This window comes from Paenibacillus sp. LS1 (assembly GCF_026013365.1).
Taxonomy (GTDB): Bacteria; Bacillota; Bacilli; order Paenibacillales; family Paenibacillaceae; genus Paenibacillus.
Genome location: NZ_JAPDOE010000016.1, coordinates 76,409 through 95,907, shown reverse-complemented (window position 1 = coordinate 95,907; position 19,499 = coordinate 76,409). Strand labels below are relative to the sequence as shown.

The window sequence follows — 19,499 nt, the reverse complement described above, 5'->3', positions numbered from 1 at the left end:
CTTATTTTAATATATGTCATTCATTTTGATTTGACTTGTTTTATACATAAAATACTGGCGTCTCAATCCTTAAAGCTGTGATACAATAGGTGAGGTCTATATAGAAAACGGAAACATGCATAAGCACGAGGAGGAACAGTGAACACGATGAAATCAGCCCCGTTTATTGCGGTGGAAGGTCCAATTGGAGCGGGAAAAACAACGTTGGCAACCATGCTTTCCCATGAATTGAACCTTCCGCTGGTTAAAGAAATCGTAGAAGAGAACCCATTTCTGGCTTCCTTTTATCAAGATATCGACGAGTGGAGTTTCCAATTGGAAATGTTTTTTCTGTGTAATCGGTTTAAACAACTGGAAGACACGGGCGCTCATTATGTGGAGCAGAATACCCCTGTCATTTCGGACTACCATATCTATAAAAACATGATTTTTGCCGATCGTACCTTAAAGGGAACGAAACGGGATAAATACCGTCAAATCTATCATCTGTTAACGGATGATCTGCCGAAGCCCAATCTGGTGCTCTATATTGAAGCTGAACTCGATACGTTGATGTACCGCATTAACAAACGTGGGCGCTCATTTGAGCAGGACATGGACCCGGCATACATGGAACAACTAATTGTTGATTACAAAACAGGCATGGATTACTTGGCGAATAGCTCAAATCCGCCAGTAATCATTAAGGTCAATGCGGAGCAACTCGATTTTGTGGAACATCCTGAACACTTCAGGCAGATTGTTAATCAGGTAAAGGAGTATATCATATGAATAACTATGGCATTCCAGCGAATGCATTAATTACGGTAGCAGGTACGGTTGGGGTGGGCAAATCCACGTTAACTGCTGCACTTGCGCAGCGTTTGAATTTCAAGACCTCTTTGGAGCAAGTCGATCACAATCCTTATTTGGAGAAGTTCTATCATGACTTCGAGCGTTGGAGCTTCCATCTGCAGATTTATTTCCTGGCAGAGCGCTTTAAGGAGCAAAAGAAGATTTTTGAACTGGGTGGAGGATTCGTACAGGATCGTTCCATCTATGAAGATACAGGCATATTTGCACAGATGCATGCGGATCAAGGAACCATGTCTGCTACCGATTTTGAGACATACAGCAGTTTGTTTGAAGCGATGGTGATGACCCCTTATTTCCCACATCCGGACGTACTGATCTATCTGGAAGGTAGTCTGCCGTCGATTTTGAGCCGTATTACGGAGCGCGGACGTGAGATGGAGATTCAAACGGATCGTTCGTACTGGGAGCACATGCATGAGCGCTATTCGGTATGGATTGATCAGTTTACGGCTTGTCCAGTGTTGCGTCTGAACATTGATGAGTATGATGTGCATGATCCGGCATCAGTCGATGCTATTTTGGCACAGATCGCAGCTGTCATTCAGCCTTCTAAGGAAGCTCAAGTATAAATATATAATGTAAGCAACGGGAAACATCTCTTTTACGGCTATTAGGCTGCTAAAAGGGATGTTTTTCGTTTCTTGAGAGTACTTAGGATGTATTCTGAATAGATGGAAAATCGGTTTTTTAAATAAATATGGAATGAATGCTAATATATTTATCTAACATAATAGATACATGGTCACTAAAAGTAGAAAGTTGTTGAAAAATAGGTCTTTTTATGGTTTCATAGGAAAGGTGATTTCTGGAAAATAAGCATAAGCATGACTCAGGAGGGAAAGACAACGTGGAAGAGAAACAAGGAATTAAAATCGGGATGCCGATCATTGGTGGCTTAATTGCAGCCATTCTGGGAGGCATCGTATGGGCAGCAATTGCTGCAATGACCGAGTATGAGGTAGGACTCATTGCCATTTTGATAGGGGCGCTCACGGGCTACGCAGTTGTATTGTTCTCGAACAAAAAAATTGCGACGGTACATAAGATCATAGCCGTACTTTTTGCTCTCGTCGGTATTTTGCTAGGCAAATATCTGACGGTGGTATATTTTACTTCTGAACTGTTTGGTGATGTAAGCGTGATGGAACTCGTGTTTGATAGCGAGATGATCAGTGCGTTTGTGGAAACCTTCCAGGAGTACTTCAGTCAACCGATCGATCTATTATTCATTGTGCTTGCGATTGTATCTGCATGGCAGATTCCTGGTCGGATGGCGAGAACCAGTCTGGCTACAGATGCATCTTCATCGGATCACGCACCAAGAGCTTAATCGGATAAATGGTGGAATGCAGAACACAGAACGCAATAGTTGCGACAGGAACAAGGGAAGAGAGATTGTAGTAAAGAGTTGCCTTATATAAAAAAGGTACTCATAAAGTACTCAGAGTGAACATCAGTAAGGCTTGTTCACATTGCGGCTGAGTTACTTGGATACATAAAGGGACGTGACGCCTGAGGGCGTACGTCCCTTTTGTATTAAACGGCAGTGCCGGCAATATCGATATCTTGTCCATGATTATTGAAACAGCATGGATCAATTTCAAGCCAGAATGTAGAGAATAGAAATAACTTTAGGAGCAATGTTAAAAGCTTTCTAAATGACAGTTGCATTGGAAGAACAGAGTTTGCCTACAAGCTAATGGAGTAAGCTAGTCAGAACCAGATGCTTATCCACAGACTTAAACCATTGTAAAAGTGGTTTCAAGAAATTGTGGATATAATTCTGATCTAAATATTTTTCTATCATTGGAAGGGCAAGTGTAAATATTCTATTCTGGAGTTCAACTTATAAAGGGAAACATTGACGTCAACAAGAGACTGTATGGGCTCAATATTTTAATTGTTTAGTTGCGTTTACAACGTCTCCCTTGATGACAATGGTGTTGAATATGGAAATAGAGATGATTAATACTGCAATGGGCGCAGACAGGTTAATATTATTTGATTTGGTCCGCAAATACAGCCATAGCATCTCGCATGAATGCTGCCAAACCATCGCCAAACTGATCAATATTGCGTGTGAAACGTTCATCGTGCACGTACATCTGACCAAGTCCTCTGAAGGCTTCGGGGGAGTAGCTTCCCATTTCGTTCAACCAGATGTACCATTCTTTGATGCCGGCCTGTGCTTCCGCAGATGCTGGTTCTGTGTGGCGAAGTGCTGCAAGACGTTTGTAGATTTCGTTCATTTGATCGGACAGAGCCCTTTGGTTCTCGCCCGACTGACTGTGCAGCTTCTGGTTTGCCTGATCTACGGCTTGGTCTCCCCACCGTTCACGCGCTTCCTGTTCATACGGATTCTGGCTAAAATCAAATCCTTCGAATTGTTCTTTGGCTGTCATTTTAATTTCTCCTCTCACGTGTAGAACTGTTCTATCAATAGTAGCAATCATCTGGTCCAAGCGTTGGCGCTTCTCCAGCAAAATAAGTCGGTGCATATTTAGTGCTTCTTCTGGATCGAAGGAGGGGTTGGTGATAATGTTTTTGATCTCCTTCAGAGAGAAGTCGAGTTCCTTGAAAAACAAAATCTGCTGCAACCGTTCCAGGTTGGCATCTGAATATAATCGATACCCGGCAGCAGTTACTTCGTCCGGGGTTAATAGTCCGATCTCATCATAGTGATGTAGTGTGCGCACACTGATCGAGGCGAGTTCGGCAACTTCTTTTACCTTCATGGCCATGTGAGAAACCTCCTTACAACATCGATTGTACAGTGTCACGTTACGTGAGAGTCAACAGTTGAAAATGAAAAACAAGACGCGAGCATGGAAGCTGCATCTTGATTATAGATTGGTGAGTAGATGTGACTGGATTATTGTGTCATCCAGTCACTGCAGGGGAGCGGCTGTGCTTCTATGTCGAAGACATGGGTTTCTGCCACGCCGCAGGGTGTTATGAGGCTCCTCTGTTATGGAGAGGAGGGCGGATGGTTGTGAGCTGCACCATGTATGCGGTGCAGCCCACGGGGCTGGCAGTGCAGGGAAGCAAGGCTACGCCTGCATCCCGCGCACTGCCGCAGCGAAATGCGCAGCCGCTGCGCGCACGTCGGCCGCGCCCGCGATGGCAGAGATGACGGCTACGCCGTCGGCTCCAGCCGCCATCACGGCGCCCGTGGCATCGGGCGTAATGCCGCCGATACCCACAATCGGAACTGCGATGCCTGCGGCGCGCAGTTCCGTCACCCCTGCGGGGCCCAGCACAGCGTGGGCATCCGCTTTGGAGCGCGTCGGGTACATGGGCCCGACGCCAAGATAGTCGGCGCCCGCCTGCACGGCACGGCGCGCCTCTTCCACAGAGTGGGCGGATACGCCAAGCATCCGCCCATCTCCAATGCGGGCGCGTACCAGTGCCGCGTCCGCATCTTCCTGGCCGACATGCACGCCGTCGGCCTCCACCGCTACAGCCAGCTCCACATCATCGTTCACGATGAACGGTACCCCGTGCTGGCTGCACACCTGGCGAAGCTGCATCGCAAGCGTGATGCGAGCTTCGCCTACCAGGGCGCCAGTTCCCTTTTCGCGGAACTGGAACAGCGTGATGCCGCCGGCAATGGCCTGGCGCAGCACTTCCACCGGGTCCTGCGTCGTATTGACGCCTCCCATCACCAAATACATCTTCATCGCGCGTCGTACCGCTTCTGCATCCCAAGGGCGCATCACTGCTCACCTCGCTGTCTGCGCTGATACGCAAAATGATTTGTTGGCCCATGTCCGGCCCCAATCCCCAGCTCATCTTCGATGGCTGCCTGAATGAATGCTCGCGCGGTCGTGACAGCAGCCAGAACAGGTGAATCCTTGGCTAACTCTGCGGTAATCGCAGCAGAGTATGTACATCCTGTTCCGTGAGTATGACGTGTTACCACACGAACATTCTCCAGGTAATGAAAAGACTGCCCATCGTAGAGCACATCCACGATCATGCCACTTCCTTCATCATGACCACCTTTGACCAAAGCATACGTTGAGCCCATCTGTACAATCCGTCTTGCAGCTTCTTCCCTCTGACTCAGATTCGTGATAGACATCTCGGTAAGCAGTTCCGCTTCCGGAATATTGGGTGTTGTGATCAGGGCATGCGGCAACAGCTCCGTAACCAGCGCCTGTACCGCTTCCTGCTGGAGCAGGGGTGCACCACCTTTGGCGACCATCACGGGGTCGATGACCAGATTAGACCAATGGTACTGCTGCCACTTCTCAGCGACTAATCGAATAATCTCAGCACTATAGAGCATGCCAGTCTTCACCGCGGTTGGCTGAAAATCTTCACCGGTCGAGTCCAATTGCTGTGCAATGCCATCGTAAGAGATGGGGAAGACGCCCTGAACACCTGTTGTATTTTGGGCAGCAATAGCGGTGATAACGGTCATGCCGTATACCCCAAGCTCCTGAAATGTTTTCAGATCGGCCTGAATTCCTGCGCCGCCCCCGTTATCAGAGCCTGCAATGGTTAGTGCTTGAGCAGTACTCATACTGCACCTCCTCGGATCTGACGGATCTGTGCGTTCTCTGCCAAGAGGTCAGGTGTCACTTGTGCCAGTTGATTCAACAACTCAATCTGGAAGCTACCCGGTCCCTGATGAGCTGTCCGCTCTGCCGCTAGTTCAGCTGCTACACCATACAACGCGAGCGCTTCAACAACACTGCCTAGAAGATCGGCTTCTGATTCCGCTATGGCTGTAAATGCACCAATCACCGAACTGAGCAGACAGCCAGCACCTGTGACCTGAGTGAGCAGGGCATGACCATTACTCGTGAGGAATGTGGATCGTCCATCGGTAATAATATCTTCTTTCCCGGTAATGACCACGACACAGCCAAGTTGTTGTGCTGCCCGCTCAGCAATTCCGATTCGGTCACCTTCACCTGATCCTGCGTCTACACCTTTGATACTCCAGCTCTCACCGATGACATTGGCGACTTCCGCCACATTGCCGCGCAGCACCGTGAGGCGAAGCTCACGAACGAGCATCTGCACGGTTTCTGTACGATAAGCGGTTGCCCCTGCCCCGACGGGATCAAGCACCACAGGCACATGATGTGCATTAGCCGATTGACCTGCTAGACGAATCGCCTGAACGACTTTGTCATCAAGTGTACCAATGTTGAGTACCACAGCTCCTGACATCTTGGCGACATCAGCGACCTCTTCATGAGCATAGGCCATAAAAGGGGACGCACCGAGTGCAAGCAGACCATTGGCTGTAAAGGGAGCAACGACAAGGTTGGTGATATTGTGTACCAGCGGATTTTGCGTACGAACACGTTCCAAATAAGACATATAATTTCCTCCTTGTTATAAAGTAACCCCATCGGCGGAAGTCCGATATCTGGAGTCATTCAGCAGAATAATAGGATATGAGTCTCCTTGTTGAGTAGGGGCGCAGAGTGTAACAACAGCCAGATGCATTAATGCGGGAAAAGCAGAAACGTAAAATCTAAATCAATTTCATAACTCACTAAAAATGGATTGTTGGAACTGGATATGGACAAATTGAATCATTCTGATCTAGATCCAGTCTTGATTGAAACAGCTAAAAGGTGGATCCGTATAAAATGTAAATTCGCAGATAGACAACAGTACAAATACGAAACAGTAAAAAACGAAACGATACAAAATACAGAAAGTGAACAGAGTGAATTTCTCCAAACTCAGGCAAGAGATAGTGTAATGGATGTTAGCATCCAACCAGTGTCTTGAAGAAGTCCAGGCTGGTCGATACCCAACTGATTGGGGCACGATCGATCGGGGCACGACTGGTCAGACGATGTTTCTAAAGAACACAGGACGTCTTATTTAGCTGTCAGGTCCTCCTTTTGAAATGTAAGGAACATCAGACACGTTATTTCCCAGAATCTCCTGACCAAAATGCTGCAAACAGCTATTTATTCTGATATAACATGGTTCAGGTTCTTTAGATTTCTGCAACCGCTCCAAATCCCTGAATAGGACGCCTCAGATTCGTTAGCGCTCGCTCCATGTTCTACTCTGAGCACATAATTAGGGCGCGCAATTCAGCTCCCAGTAGGGCTTGAAGATAAGCGCTAATGTACATTACCAAATACATATCAACAAGCCACCCAAACGCATACAAACTGCCTAGATGCACATCAAGCCAGTCAAACGCATATCAAGCCACTTAGGATTGTTATAAATTCTGATCCTCCAATGCTTGCTTCAGGCCAATTCCATTTCGCAATTCTTGGAGCATTAGATCCTCGTTTTTGCTACTTTGCTTTCATTCCCTTGCGTTCAGTCACTTTTCCTTCATTCCCTTGCGTTCAGTCACTTTTCCTTCATTCACTTTGCACGCCTTTACCTACTCTCCTTGCAGATTAATAAAAGCATCCTCGGCTTTCACTGATTCAGGAATCAGTTCGTTTTCAACGAGCCATGCACGTACATTCTCCCACGACTCCATTTCCTGCCGACCAAATGGTTGACCTTCTTCATTCATGAGTGGCAGTAAAATAGCCAGACTTTTGGTTTCGATCTCCGGGTCGAGCGGAGACGTTTCATTCTCATGAGCGAGCAGAATATTCAAGGCTTCTTCTGGATGCTCCGTTACATATTTCTGTCCTTCCTGGATCGCTTTGACGAACCGGGTAAGCTGATCTTTTTTTGCTTCAATGCCAGCTTCACTTGCAGTCAGGACCAATTCATAATAATCGGGCACACCATAATCAATGGGGTTAATTGATTTCATGGCATGTCCTTCTTTCTCCAAAATCAATTGTTCATGGTTAATAAAACCACCCATAATTGCATCCGCCTGTCCGGAAGCCAGCGAAGGAATCAGATCGAACCCAACGTCGACCAGATTCATGTTGTCGGGATTGCCGCCATCCTTGCTGATCATCGTGCGTACCATCGCTTCGTACAGAGGAATGGAGGAATAACCAACAGTCTTTCCTTCAAGGTCTTTGGGTGAACTCACGTTGCCATTCGCTTCGGTCAACAGATGCACTAGGGGGTGCCGAACAACAGCAGCAATGGAACGTACAGGAATATTCTCGCCACGAGCGAGCAAAATTTGGGGCTGGTAGCTTAGAGCCAGATCAATTTTTCCAGCAGCAACAAGTTTGAGTGAGTCATTGGTATCCGCAGGCATCTGAATTTCGACATCGAGACCTTGGTCTGCAAAGTATCCTTTTTCCTGAGCCACATAGATGAAGGAGTGTACTGCGTTCGGGTACCAGTCGAGCATGATGGACAGTTTATCTTTGGCGTCTGATGCTGGTTCGGTTGCAGACTTGTCAGTTTGTTGTTCGTTGGTTGTAGAATCTGTTGTTGGCGTATTTTGGCTAGTATTCGTGGTGCTGCATCCGCTAACGATCAGGAAAAGGCTAATGAGCATGATGGGAAGCAGGGAGTAAATGTCTTTGTTATTCATAAATGAAGGTCCTCATTTCATCGATTTATTTTGTAAAAAATGAATAATAGCAGCATGTTAACGGACAATGTACTGATTGAAGTTTGCTGCTGAAATTATGCATAAGGTATGTTCTGAAGATCGTAACTCTTGTATTCACATCTAAATTCCCTCTAACTTTTATCCAACTTTTCTTTTACTCCCATGACGCCGTAAGCTAAACCTTTTCTCCAGCCAGGCAATCAGTACAAACAAAACGATTCCCAGCAGGGATAACAGCACAATAGCGGCAAACATCGCATCCGTGTTCATGTTGCTGGACATGCGGCGGCTGAAGTATCCGAGACCTTTGCTGCCACCAAGCCATTCCCCAATCGTTGCACCAACCACGCAGTACACCACAGACATCTTTAGCCCCGAGAAAAAAGAAGGGAGTGCCAGCGGAACCTGGAGTTTGCGAAAAATATCCCACTTGCTGGCACCCATGGTGAGCAGTAGTTCACGCTGCTCTGGATCACCTTGGCGGAGACCATCGTATGTACTGACCACAATGGGGAAGAACGCGATCAGGAACACTACGGCGACTTTGCTCCACAACGTGTAGCCAAACCACAGGATGAATACCGGGGACAGAGCAATCAGCGGGATCGTCTGACTGATCACGATGAAGGGATATAACGCCTTTTCAATCGATCGGTTTATATGCATGCCTGTCGCCAGCATAATTCCGGTCACTATGGACAAGCCAAAACCAACAACAACCTCCACAAAGGTAGCAGGCAGATGTATGGTCAGCAGCAGATGACGATGCTCAACGAGTGAACCTGCGATGGCAGTAGGTGCAGGAATGATGAAGGAAGGCACCCATCCCATACGCACAATTGATTCCCAGATCACAAGTAATAAGAGCATGAGCATAATAAACAAACCATATTGGGAAAGCCACCTCGACATCCACTTCGAACACCACGTCCAGACGCTAACCTCGCCTCTATCGCTTTGCATGTAATTGTTCCTCCAGTTGTCGTCTCATCTGCACGAGATCCGGTTCGTAGATCATGTCCGAATGCCTTGGGCGTGGCAAAGGAACCGTCGTTTCCCTCAACTGCTGACCTTGCCCCTCTGAAGTTAACAGAATGATCCGGTCACTTAACAACAGGGCTTCTTCGATGTCATGTGTAATGAACAGCACGGTTTGTCCAAAGTCCTCCCATAGCTCCAACAACCAGCGATGCATTTCTCGTTTGGTTAAAGCATCGAGTGCACCGAAGGGTTCATCCAGCAACATGAGCTGCCCGCCTGTAAGCAAGGTACGCAGCAGTGCCACCCGCTGCCGCATGCCGCCGGATAACTCATCCGGATAGGCCTGCTCATAACCGGACAAGCCGAACCTTGCCAATCCAGCGATGATATCGGCTCGTAGTTTGTCCTTGTCCTGTCGGCCTCGTGCAAGCTCGGCAGGCAGCAGGCAGTTCTCCATGACGGTACGCCAGGATAACAGCAGATCTTTCTGCGGCATATAGGCGACTCGTCCGAGCCGTTGTCCTTGCGGTACATCAGCAATATCGATGGTGCCGACGGTTGGCTCATACAAGCCTGCGAGCAGCTTGAAGAGTGTGCTTTTACCTGATCCGCTGGAGCCAATGAGCGAGACAAATTCTCCTTGTTGAACCTGAAGCGACACATTGGCGAGCACGGGGGAATCCTTTTTTTCGGGAAAAGCGAAGCTAACGTTCTTAATGGTTACATGGTTGGTCATCTGATTCTCACCCCCTTGATGCCAGACTGCTGCAATAACAACGGCATGCTGTACTCTGCAAAAGAAACAAAAAAGACCCACCCATTTCCGGAGAAATGAGTGGGTCTGTAAGTTAAATCCGCAATTTATCTTCACATACATGAAAAAATTCCGCTTACTAAAAGGCCGCTCCACTTCCCTCCGCTGGTATGATCCAGATCAGGTTCAAAGGGTCCGAATAGTCCTATTCGTCTCAGCCGCAGGGCTCCCCTAGTGCAAAAGTTCAAGATATGCAGTTGTGTGTTCAGCATATATCACTTGAACATGAACTGTAAAGAGGCAGCATGATGGATTTCTTGAGATGAGGGTGGAGTCACATCCTGGGAGTGAGGTTGTAATCATACAAATTTCAGTTGGAAATGATGATTTCATCGACCTGTAATGATTTGTAAAATGAGGGTGTTGAATAGAACAAGGAGAGGTTCCAATGAGAAATAAAATAAAAGATCCATTCTGGTCCCATTATGTTGAACTGGTGCGGACCGTGGTTGTCCCCTATCAATGGGAGACGCTGAATGATCACATCGAGGGGGCTGAACCCAGCCGGGCCATCCGTAATTTTCGCATTGCTGCGGGTGAAGAAGAGGGAGAGCACTATGGCATGGTATTTCAGGACAGTGATGTAGCCAAGTGGATCGAAGCAGCGTCATACCTGCTTGGACATGATCACATCAGAGATACGTTTGGTAAAGTTGCCATTCAGCGCGGACCTTTCATGTATTGCCTTGAAGAAACGGATAACGGTGCAGGATTATATCGTATTAAGTTACCCGCATTAGCGGATTTTGAGGTGAACAGTGGTGGGGGAGGGACAACAACAAGATGGAGAGGAGGTGATTCACAGGGGCTGAAGTTAAAACGGCAAAAGGAAGAACGGCTATAAGTCGTGTACCAGCCTATGAACGTTAACAATGAATCCATAAGAGGAGGCCAAGTTCATGAGGTTTAAAATGATGTTGACCGCAGTGTTATCCCTGGCGGCTGCGCTTGTATTTGCTACGGATCAAACGTATGCCCACGAGTTGTCCACCGACAAGCTCATTCTTCAGACGGGAAGTCATGGTGAAATTTCTTCCATTAAGATCAAGGGCGATGCTTTTCCGACGGAATACGTTATGAATGCAACCGTTGCGCCAGAACAAAATACAGCAGACCACCAGTGGCTTGGTGAACTGATGTTCACGTACCGATTGAATGGTGGGGCGTGGACCAAAGCCTGGACCAATCTGTCGGCAGATGGTCGGACTATCACGAATTCCGGTAATCAGGTGACGGTGACATATGCCAATGCATCGAATGCCCAGGGGATTCGCAATTTCAAAGTGATCGAGACCTATACCACCCAGACGGATGGATCCATTCTGTGGAAGATTGAAGTGCAGAATACGAGCGGCCAGAAGCTGGAGATTGGTGATTTCGGTCTGCCCTTGCCATTCAATGAACAGTGGACTTACGGTGATGCGATCTATGAGACAAGGGTTGTTACACACTCGTTTGTTGGCAATAACAGCTCCTATATTACGGCCAGCCGTCCAAGCGGCATTGGTTCTTATCTGATGCTGATTCCAGATGCAACGACGGGAGCAGGATTCGAGTATCAGGATCGGTGGCGTAATGAGGAACATCCGGGTAGCAAGTGGGCCTGGAATCCGGCAAATGAAGGCAAATGGATTGAAGGGCTGAACGTCTTCTATATTCATTCCAACGTGATCAAATCCACCAACCGGGGATATCTGCCAAATACGAGCCTGGTTCTGGAAGCAGGCCAGTCCAAGACATACGGATTCAAGTTCCTGGCTGTTGCGGACGAACATGCTGCGAAAAATGCACTGTATAACGCGGGACTTATTGATGTCACCGTAGTTCCAGGCATGATCGTGCCGACCAACCAGAAAGCAAAGGTGGATCTGCGTACATCCAAGACCATTACCAAAGTGCAATATGCTAATGGGACGGTTGTACCGTTAAAGGAAAGCAAGCCTGGCGATCATAAAATCTATGAATTGCAGTTCAGCCAGCTGGGACCCAATAACGTGACTGTGGAGTATGATAGTGGCAAAAAAACGGTACTGCAATTCTACGCCATTGATCCCGTCGACAAAGCGTTGCAGGATCATTCGACCTTTATGGTGGATAAAACCCAGTGGAACCTGCCGGGAGATATCCGGGACAAAGTGTTTGATGACTGGATGATGAATACCAAGTCCAAGCGCAATGTGTTCAACGGCTACTGGGGTTGGGGAGATGACTGGGGACTGACGCATGGACAGTTTCTGGCTGAAAAGAACACCCTGACACCCGTTGCCCGGGAAATTCGGGCCGTGGATGATTATCTGGAAACAGCGATCTGGACCAATCTGATGAATGGACATCATGAAGATTATCTGATTCACGATTTTCTGATGCCCGAGCCGAATACAACACCTACCTACCGTGGATATGCTTATCCACATGTGTATAACACATACTTCAGCATGTATAAAATTGCGGATTTATACCCTGACCTTGTTACTTACAAGCATGACAAGGAAACTTATCTGCTGCGCGCTTATAACATTTTCAAAGCCCTCTACGAAGGGCCTGTCGCCTACAACTGGAACACCGGGCTGATGGGAGAATTGACGACTCCGGATATCATTCAAGCTTTGAAAAAAGAAGGATATGACACGGAGGCCAACGATATTATCACGAAAATGAGAACGAAATACGGAAATTTCAAGAATACGACTTATCCTTATGGTTCGGAGTATAGCTATGACAATACAGGCGAAGAAGCTGTATACACGCTAGCGAAGCTGCATTCGGATCAAGTAACAGAGCAGAGTAGAGCATTGGAGATAATGGGCAAAATCAACCTCAAAACCCGTGCTTCCCGTGGACACATGCCGGTGTGGTATTACTACACGGACCCGGTAACGATTACGGGGGAGAATTGGTTTAACTTCCAGTACACAACCTCTCTGGCCGGATACGCCATGGATGACTGGATTCGGTTCCATGAAGGCACTAAGCGGGAAGAACAACAGCGCTTGTCCTATGCCGCGAAGATTGCTAACGTAGGGGCCATTAACTCGGGACAGATTAGTGCTGACCCGGACAATTTTGGTGCAGCTTCCTGGACGTATCAGGCCGAGAAAGGCAACTATGGTACGAATGGAACTGGCGGTGGAGCCAATGTACCGTTATTGAATGGCTGGCGCGGGATGACAGGGGAAGCAGACCTGGGCTTGTTCGGTGCATTGCAGACATTGAGTGCAGATATTGCAGTGGACCCGATCTTCGGACTGACAGGGTACGGGGCAGATGTCACACTTACGAATGGACAATATAACATTACGCCACTGGATGGATTGTTCAAGCGACTTAATCTGATTACTGAAAAGCTGTACATTGAACTGAACAAAGACCAGTATACTGGGGCCAAACTGGCTGTAGCCAAGGATTATGTCTGGCTGGATATGAAGAATCTGACACCAGGCCAGCCACACCAGACGTCCATTACGTTCCAAGGTCTGAAAACAGGCACATATCTGATTAAGGTAGACGGTCAGGTGAAAGGCAAATTCAATGCCTATCAACCGGTGAACACGTTGAAGGTAGATGCAGGTACAGCAGCGTCTTACAGTGTGGAGCTTACGCCTACGACGCCGGATGCCAACGCGGCTCCAACGGTTGATGCAGGAACGGATTCTTCCATCACGTTGCCTGACAAGATCCGTCTTCAGGGAACGGTTACTGATGATGGACTGCCGAGTGGTCAATTAACGTTGGCATGGAGTTTGGTGAATGGACCGGCAGGAGCGCAGGTCTCTTTTGCATCGCCAACTTCAGCGTATACGCAGGTAACCGTTTCGGCTGCGGGTGTGTATACATTCCGTTTAACGGCTAATGATTCGATATTATCGGCAAATGACACCGTGCAAGTGACCGTGAATGCCGCACCGCCACTTCCAGAGAAGATGGCACAGTACAATTTTGATGAGAACACAGGCACGGCTGCTGCGGATTCTTCGGGTAGTGGCAACCATGCGACTGCCAAAGGTACAACTTCCTGGGTAACAGGCAAAAAGAACCGGGCAATTAGTCTATCCGGTACGGATGGTTATGTGCAATTGCCTGAGGGCATTGTCAGCAGGGCGGATTCTATTACGATCGCAACCTGGGTGAAGGCGAATGCTCTCAGTGATTTTACCCGCATTTTCGATTTTGGTTCAGGGACGGGAACCTATATGTTCCTGACACCGAAGGTGGGGAGTAATATGAGATTTGCCATCACCACTGGAGGTAATGCCGCAGGCCAGGAGCAAACGATTAATGTGCCCGGTCTCCCAGTGGGCGTGTGGAAACATGTGACCGTTACACTGACAGGCAACACGGGAATCATCTACGTGGATGGTGTAGAAGTCGGGCGGAATAACAATATGACGTTGAAACCGTCCAGTCTGGGTCAGACCAAGAGTAACTATATTGGCAAATCACAATACCCTGATCCGTATTTTAACGGACTCATCGATGACTTCCGCATCTATAGCCGTGCACTGAGCGCAGCTGAAGTGGCAACCCTTGCATCTAGCACTTCGCTGGCCTTGAATGGGGAGGATGAAGCTGTTATCCTGCCGGATCTGAGTGAAGAGAACACACTTCAGCTGGGCGTTAGTGAAGTGGAAAGTGTGGATGTGATGGCTGTGGTGGGTGAAATACCAACGTTACCTGCCGTTGTAACTGTGACGTACAGCGATGGTACAACAAAGGACGTTGCAGTGGTCTGGAATGAGATAACGGCTGAGCAATTAGCAGCGGTGGGCACGTTCATGGTTGAAGGAGCCGTGGAGGGTACGGAACTGAAGGTGCAAGCGAACGTGACGATCATTGCTGCAACGGGAGAGGAGCCAGTGGAGGGTGGAATTTAGATGGATGTAGCCGTTAACCGTAACGTAACAGGTACTAGGTAGCATCCCATATTCAACATCTGATAATATTACGGATTACACATGAAGAAGCGCCCGATTTTTTCGGAGATATGCGTTGCAGCGCAACGTGATCTCGACCTACCGGGCGCTTTTTTGATATCTCAATTTGGACAGACTTAAAGCGAATTGGGCTTGTTTTCGGTACCGGTAAATTTGTTACGGAAGTTGGAGGGTGAGATGCCTTCTTTTTTGGAGAAGCAGGAAGAAAAATAGGATACATGATTGAAGCCGATCTCCTCGGCAATGCGAGCGACGGACCAGGCGGTTTGCAGCAGTAGCTTTTTGGCCTGTTCGAGTCTGAATTGTAACAGATATTCCATCGGTGTCATGCCGTAGACCTTCAACATACTTCGGGCCAGATAGTTTGGGTGATAATTCAGTTCCTTTTGCAGCAAAGGATTAGAGATCGGAAGTGAGTAGTTATGGCGGATATATAATTCAATCTTCTCGGCGATGCGAATGGCCGTTACATCGGACAGGGAGGATAGTCCACGATCCAAGTGCTGCATGAAATGCTGAAAGCTCGCCTGTCGTTTCCAGTTTCGCATGGACTGTGGCTCCTGATCAAGCTGTGAAAAGTGTTCCAGCATCTCCATTTCCTTGGATGAAATTCGCATATGTTTCGGAATGAAGATGGAGCATACATCGCAGTGATTCAGATATGCGCTTTTCTTGTGTGTTTCAATGAGCTGGGCCTGATTCGCCAGACACTCATCCATATCGGAGGATTCTTTCCAGCTGCCATAGGTTTGAAAATGAATCCAGAGCAGTTCTGTCTCCGTTTCACATGCAGAACTGCCGTAATGGTGGCCATCAGGCATCAGAATCAAGGCGTCTCCTTCCTGAAGTCGCCATTCCGTTCCATTCTCGTTGACGGCGAGAGAACCACGGGTAACGACAATGAGATCAAATACACCGATGTCACTGCGGCTGATATGATATTCACCAGCTTCGTAATACGCACGTCCACAATCGATAAAATAGGGAATGGGCGGGGTGATGAAGTGAAGTATGGGTGAGTCCAATCAGGCACCTCCGAACAGGTTGGAATATTTAAAATTCATGTTGGCATCGAGCATTTATTTTTTATGATACAGCAAGTAACATAGAAAATAAAGCGCTTACGAAATTGGTTTTATCCTTCATTCGATTCATATCACAACCTTGGGAAGGGGATTTTACATGAAGAAAATGCTGGTTTGGTTAGGGGTATGTATTCTTGCGGTGATGGCGGTCTTGAGTGGATGCAGTACGACAAAGGAAGCATCCAATGGGTCATCTGGAGGAAACGCACAGGGGGGAGCGACCAAACTCATTTTCTGGACTTTTGTAGATGCGCATCAGAAGTTTTATGAAAGTATGGCAGAGCAATGGAATCAGGAGTATCCAGATCAACAGATTGAATTGGAAGCAACCACGATTCCATACGACGATATGCATACCAAGCTACTGCTTGCATTGCAATCGGGTGTAGGTGCACCGGATCTGGTAGATATCGAGCAGAGTAAATTCCCCAATTTCATGAAAGGCGTTCCGCAACTGGTGGATCTGACAGACATGATCAAGCCAGAGCTGAATAACATTGTACAATCCCGTGTTGAGATCTACAGCAAGGAAGGCAAGTATTACGGTATTGATTATCATGTTGGTGCAACTGTCATGTATTACAACCAGGAGATTTTGGATCAGGCCGGTGTGAATGCAGATGACATCAAGACCTGGAGTGATTTTGAGCAGGCTGGGAAGCAAGTGCTCGCGAAGACAGGCAAACCGATGATTACATTTGAGGGTAACGGCAACTGGTCCTGGTGGCCAGCCATCAGTCAACAGAAATCCGATCAGGTGGATGCAGACGGTAATGTGACGGTGAACGCGCCTGTGAATGTGCAGACGATGAAATTCTTCCAGCAGATGGTCAAGGAAGGGGTAGCAGCTGTCGCTCCTGGGGCGGGTCATGATACGGAAGAATACTTCGGTTATATGGACCAAGGCAGTTCAGCGGCGGTATTTATGCCATTCTGGTTCATGAATCGGTTCACGGACCATATTCCGGATCTGAAAGGGAAAATGATCATTCGTCCAATGCCGGCATGGGAAGAGGGCGGCAACCGTTCAGCAGGTATGGGTGGAACGGCAACGTCCATTACGAATCAGTCCGGTGCTGTGGAACTTGCCGAGCAGTTCCTTGCTTATGCGAAACTGTCCAAGGAAGGTAATCTTCAGATCTGGAAACAGCTTGGATTTGACCCGATCCGTACGGACGTATGGACCGATCCAACCATGAAGGAATCGAACAAATACACGGATTACTTCGGGGATGATATCTTCGATACGTTGCTGAGCGTAAAAGACGAGATTGCTCCGGTCAATATTCGGGAGAAGTCACCGGAAGTGTTCGATGCCGTACGTAATAAAGCCATGCCAGATATTTTCATTAATCTGAAAGATCCTGAACAGGTATTAAATGATGTGCAGGCTGAATTAACCCGTTGAGATAGGAATGGCTTAAACGTCAATTACATTTCTTTCATACAGAGTATACGGTTCATTCCAGGTTGGAGGTTGGTCCACAGTGCAGCTGCAAAAGGAAACAACGGTTTCTGTACGCGCCACCAGACGGCGGAGAGTACGGATGAGTGCCAGAACATGGGCACCGTATCTGTTTGTATTACCGTTCATTTTGTCTTTTCTCATCTTCTTTGCCTACCCGTTATTTCGAGCCGGGGTTATGAGTTTCCAGCAGGTGCTCCCCGGAGACGTACAGTTTGTGGGGCTTGAGCATTACGGCAAGCTGTGGAATGCCGATTTCCGTGCAGCACTGTGGAATAGCACACGTTATACGTTCTGGACGCTGCTATTGCTGGTTCCTATCCCACTCGTGCTTGCTGTATTGCTCAACTCAAGTCGCATGATGGCTCGTAATGTGTTCCGCTCTGCTCTGTTTATTCCGGCACTGACCTCCGTTGTTGTAGCGGGGGTTGTGTTCCGGCTTATCTTCGGCGAGCTGGATGGTGCGCTGATGAATTCCATCCTGAACCTGCTGGGTATTCCGAGCCAGCAATGGTTGTACAGTTCGTCCCTTGCGATGGTCGCACTGGTTGTCCTGGCAGGTTGGCGCTGGATCGGGATTAACATGCTGTATTTTCTATCGGCATTGCAGAGCATCCCCAAGGATCTGTATGAAGCGGCAGATATCGATGGAGCGGGTGTGCTGAACAAATTCACCAAGATTACCGTGCCGATGCTCAAACCGATCACGATCTATGTGGTGACGATTACTTTGTATGGCGGATATGCCATGTTCACGGAGAGTTACATGCTCTGGGCAGGCAAACCGTCTCCACAAAATATCGGGTTAACGATGGTGGGGTATATCTACCAACAAGGTTTCCAGTATTTCAATCTGGGATTCGGCGCAGCAATTGGCATTACGCTGTTGGTGATTACACTCGTGATCAGCATGCTTCAGCTGACCTTACTCGGCATGTTCAGGAAGGAGGATTAGGAATTGATGCATAGATGGGGAGTCAAACTGAATGTGGCTTCACTGCTGTTACTGGTGTTGTTCGTGATCTTGGGTATCTTGATGCTATTTCCGTTATATGCGCTAATCCTCGCTTCGCTGAAACCGGCAACGGAACTGTTTCGATATGGACTCAATGTTAGATGGGATTGGGCGTTAATGAGCTTCGAGAATTACAAATCGATCTTCACCGGAACGGGAGCAGCAGGGAACTATTTTATATGGTACAAAAACAGTCTTGTCATCACGGCATTATTCACGGTATTAAGTCTGCTGTTCTCCTCCATGGTCGGATATGGGCTGGGGGTCTATCGGTTCAGGGGCCAGAATCTGATCTTCACTCTGGTGCTGGTCGTTATGATGATTCCGATGGAGATTATCCTACTCCCCTTATATGAACTGACGATTAAGCTGAAGCTGATCAATACGGTGTGGGGCGTTATTCTACCTTTTATCGTGGCACCCTTGCCCATCTTCTTCTTCAGGCAGTTTGCCCAAGGTTTGCCGAAGGATTTTATGGATGCAGGGCGAATTGACGGTTGTACGGAGTTCGGGATCTTCTTCCGCATTATGGTGCCGTTGATGGCTCCAGCTTTTGGGGCGATAGCCATTCTGCAGGCAATGAACAGTTGGAATAACTTTCTCTGGCCACTCGTGGTGCTTCGGACAACCGAACAATTCACCCTGCCGATTGGACTCGCGTCTTTCGTATCGCCACTGGGCAATCATTACGAAGAACTAATCGCTGGAGCCGTGCTTGCGATTGTACCGATTCTGATTCTGTTCCTGTTCTTCCAACGCTTTTTTATCTCAGGACTGACGGTTGGCGGGGTCAAAGGATAATGACATAAATCTTTAAACCCGTAAACAGTTCAACAATTTACCTAGGCTCCTTAACCCGATATAATAGTGGTGGCGCATATG

Annotated in this window: 17 protein-coding genes, 1 pseudogene and 1 riboswitch; of the genes and pseudogenes, 10 read left to right on the top strand and 8 right to left on the bottom strand. The window is 47.8% G+C overall.

Annotated features, from left to right (window positions below; translation table 11 throughout):
* Nucleotides 1–147: 147 nt before the first annotated feature.
* From OM416_RS29315 to OM416_RS29305, 3 genes are all read left to right on the top strand, one after another.
* Nucleotides 148–771 carry a deoxynucleoside kinase gene (locus OM416_RS29315; RefSeq protein WP_062837552.1) on the top strand — a complete coding sequence of 208 codons (624 nt, stop codon included), beginning with the start codon at nucleotides 148–150 and terminating at the stop codon, nucleotides 769–771.
* Nucleotides 768–1,424, top strand: a complete 657-nt coding sequence (locus OM416_RS29310) for a deoxynucleoside kinase (RefSeq protein WP_264935408.1) — start codon at nucleotides 768–770, stop codon at nucleotides 1,422–1,424. Before OM416_RS29315 ends, OM416_RS29310 begins: the two co-directional genes overlap by 4 nt.
* A 278-nt stretch (nucleotides 1,425–1,702) precedes the next feature.
* A complete protein-coding gene (locus OM416_RS29305; RefSeq protein ID WP_264935406.1) occupies nucleotides 1,703–2,185 on the top strand; it encodes a hypothetical protein in 483 nt (160 codons plus the stop codon).
* A gap of 667 nt (nucleotides 2,186–2,852) precedes the next feature.
* Here the strand turns inward: OM416_RS29305 and OM416_RS29300 are convergent.
* The 4 genes from OM416_RS29300 to thiM form a co-directional block, all read right to left on the bottom strand.
* Nucleotides 2,853–3,596, bottom strand: a complete 744-nt coding sequence (locus OM416_RS29300) for a MerR family transcriptional regulator (protein ID WP_264935404.1) — start codon at nucleotides 3,594–3,596, stop codon at nucleotides 2,853–2,855.
* 309 nt (nucleotides 3,597–3,905) lie between these two features.
* Nucleotides 3,906–4,571 carry a thiamine phosphate synthase gene (gene thiE / locus OM416_RS29295; protein WP_264935402.1) on the bottom strand — a complete coding sequence of 222 codons (666 nt, stop codon included), beginning with the start codon at nucleotides 4,569–4,571 and terminating at the stop codon, nucleotides 3,906–3,908.
* Nucleotides 4,571–5,383, bottom strand: coding sequence for a bifunctional hydroxymethylpyrimidine kinase/phosphomethylpyrimidine kinase (thiD, locus tag OM416_RS29290; RefSeq protein ID WP_264935399.1), 813 nt, complete (start codon nucleotides 5,381–5,383; stop codon nucleotides 4,571–4,573). The genes thiE and thiD overlap by 1 nt, the downstream gene beginning before the upstream one ends.
* Nucleotides 5,380–6,192, bottom strand: a complete 813-nt coding sequence (thiM, locus tag OM416_RS29285; protein WP_264935397.1) for a hydroxyethylthiazole kinase — start codon at nucleotides 6,190–6,192, stop codon at nucleotides 5,380–5,382. Before thiM ends, thiD begins: the two co-directional genes overlap by 4 nt.
* 394 nt (nucleotides 6,193–6,586) lie before the next feature.
* Here thiM and OM416_RS29280 point away from each other — a divergent pair, with 394 nt between their 5' ends.
* A complete protein-coding gene (locus OM416_RS29280; RefSeq protein WP_264935394.1) occupies nucleotides 6,587–6,712 on the top strand; it encodes a hypothetical protein in 126 nt (41 codons plus the stop codon).
* A 519-nt stretch (nucleotides 6,713–7,231) separates the two neighbouring features.
* Here OM416_RS29280 and OM416_RS29275 read toward each other — a convergent pair.
* The 3 genes from OM416_RS29275 to OM416_RS29265 all read right to left on the bottom strand — a co-directional run bounded on the left by OM416_RS29275 (nucleotide 7,232) and on the right by OM416_RS29265 (nucleotide 10,043).
* Nucleotides 7,232–8,305, bottom strand: coding sequence for an ABC transporter substrate-binding protein (locus OM416_RS29275; RefSeq protein ID WP_264935392.1), 1,074 nt, complete (start codon nucleotides 8,303–8,305; stop codon nucleotides 7,232–7,234).
* 159 nt (nucleotides 8,306–8,464) lie between these two features.
* Entirely contained in the window at nucleotides 8,465–9,289 is an 825-nt protein-coding gene (locus OM416_RS29270; protein WP_264935390.1) for an ABC transporter permease, read from the bottom strand.
* Nucleotides 9,276–10,043: an ABC transporter ATP-binding protein gene (locus tag OM416_RS29265; RefSeq protein WP_264935388.1), complete on the bottom strand. Its 768-nt coding sequence runs from the start codon at nucleotides 10,041–10,043 to the stop codon at nucleotides 9,276–9,278. The genes OM416_RS29270 and OM416_RS29265 overlap by 14 nt, the downstream gene beginning before the upstream one ends.
* A 158-nt stretch (nucleotides 10,044–10,201) precedes the next feature.
* A riboswitch (TPP riboswitch) is annotated at nucleotides 10,202–10,304 on the bottom strand.
* 205 nt (nucleotides 10,305–10,509) lie between these two features.
* Here OM416_RS29265 and OM416_RS29260 point away from each other — a divergent pair.
* The 3 genes and pseudogenes from OM416_RS29260 to OM416_RS29255 form a co-directional block, all read left to right on the top strand.
* Nucleotides 10,510–10,740 (top strand): annotated as a pseudogene (locus OM416_RS29260) (beta-L-arabinofuranosidase domain-containing protein); the annotation flags it as partial.
* Entirely contained in the window at nucleotides 10,717–10,965 is a 249-nt protein-coding gene (locus tag OM416_RS31990) for a hypothetical protein (protein ID WP_413775840.1), read from the top strand. The pseudogene OM416_RS29260 and the gene OM416_RS31990, both read left to right, overlap by 24 nt.
* Before the next feature lie 55 nt (nucleotides 10,966–11,020).
* A complete protein-coding gene (locus OM416_RS29255; protein ID WP_264935386.1) occupies nucleotides 11,021–14,992 on the top strand; it encodes a DUF5695 domain-containing protein in 3,972 nt (1,323 codons plus the stop codon).
* A gap of 176 nt (nucleotides 14,993–15,168) precedes the next feature.
* Here OM416_RS29255 and OM416_RS29250 read toward each other — a convergent pair whose 3' ends face one another.
* On the bottom strand, nucleotides 15,169–16,077 hold the full coding sequence (locus OM416_RS29250; protein WP_264935383.1) for an AraC family transcriptional regulator: 909 nt from the start codon (nucleotides 16,075–16,077) through the stop codon (nucleotides 15,169–15,171).
* Between the two features lie 157 nt (nucleotides 16,078–16,234).
* Here OM416_RS29250 and OM416_RS29245 point away from each other — a divergent pair, with 157 nt between their 5' ends.
* From OM416_RS29245 to OM416_RS29235, 3 genes are all read left to right on the top strand, one after another.
* On the top strand, nucleotides 16,235–17,545 hold the full coding sequence (locus OM416_RS29245) for an ABC transporter substrate-binding protein (protein WP_264935382.1): 1,311 nt from the start codon (nucleotides 16,235–16,237) through the stop codon (nucleotides 17,543–17,545).
* A gap of 139 nt (nucleotides 17,546–17,684) precedes the next feature.
* Nucleotides 17,685–18,557, top strand: coding sequence for a carbohydrate ABC transporter permease (locus OM416_RS29240; protein WP_264935421.1), 873 nt, complete (start codon nucleotides 17,685–17,687; stop codon nucleotides 18,555–18,557).
* 6 nt (nucleotides 18,558–18,563) lie between these two features.
* Nucleotides 18,564–19,418 carry a carbohydrate ABC transporter permease gene (locus tag OM416_RS29235; protein WP_264935419.1) on the top strand — a complete coding sequence of 285 codons (855 nt, stop codon included), beginning with the start codon at nucleotides 18,564–18,566 and terminating at the stop codon, nucleotides 19,416–19,418.
* Nucleotides 19,419–19,499: the final 81 nt, after the last annotated feature.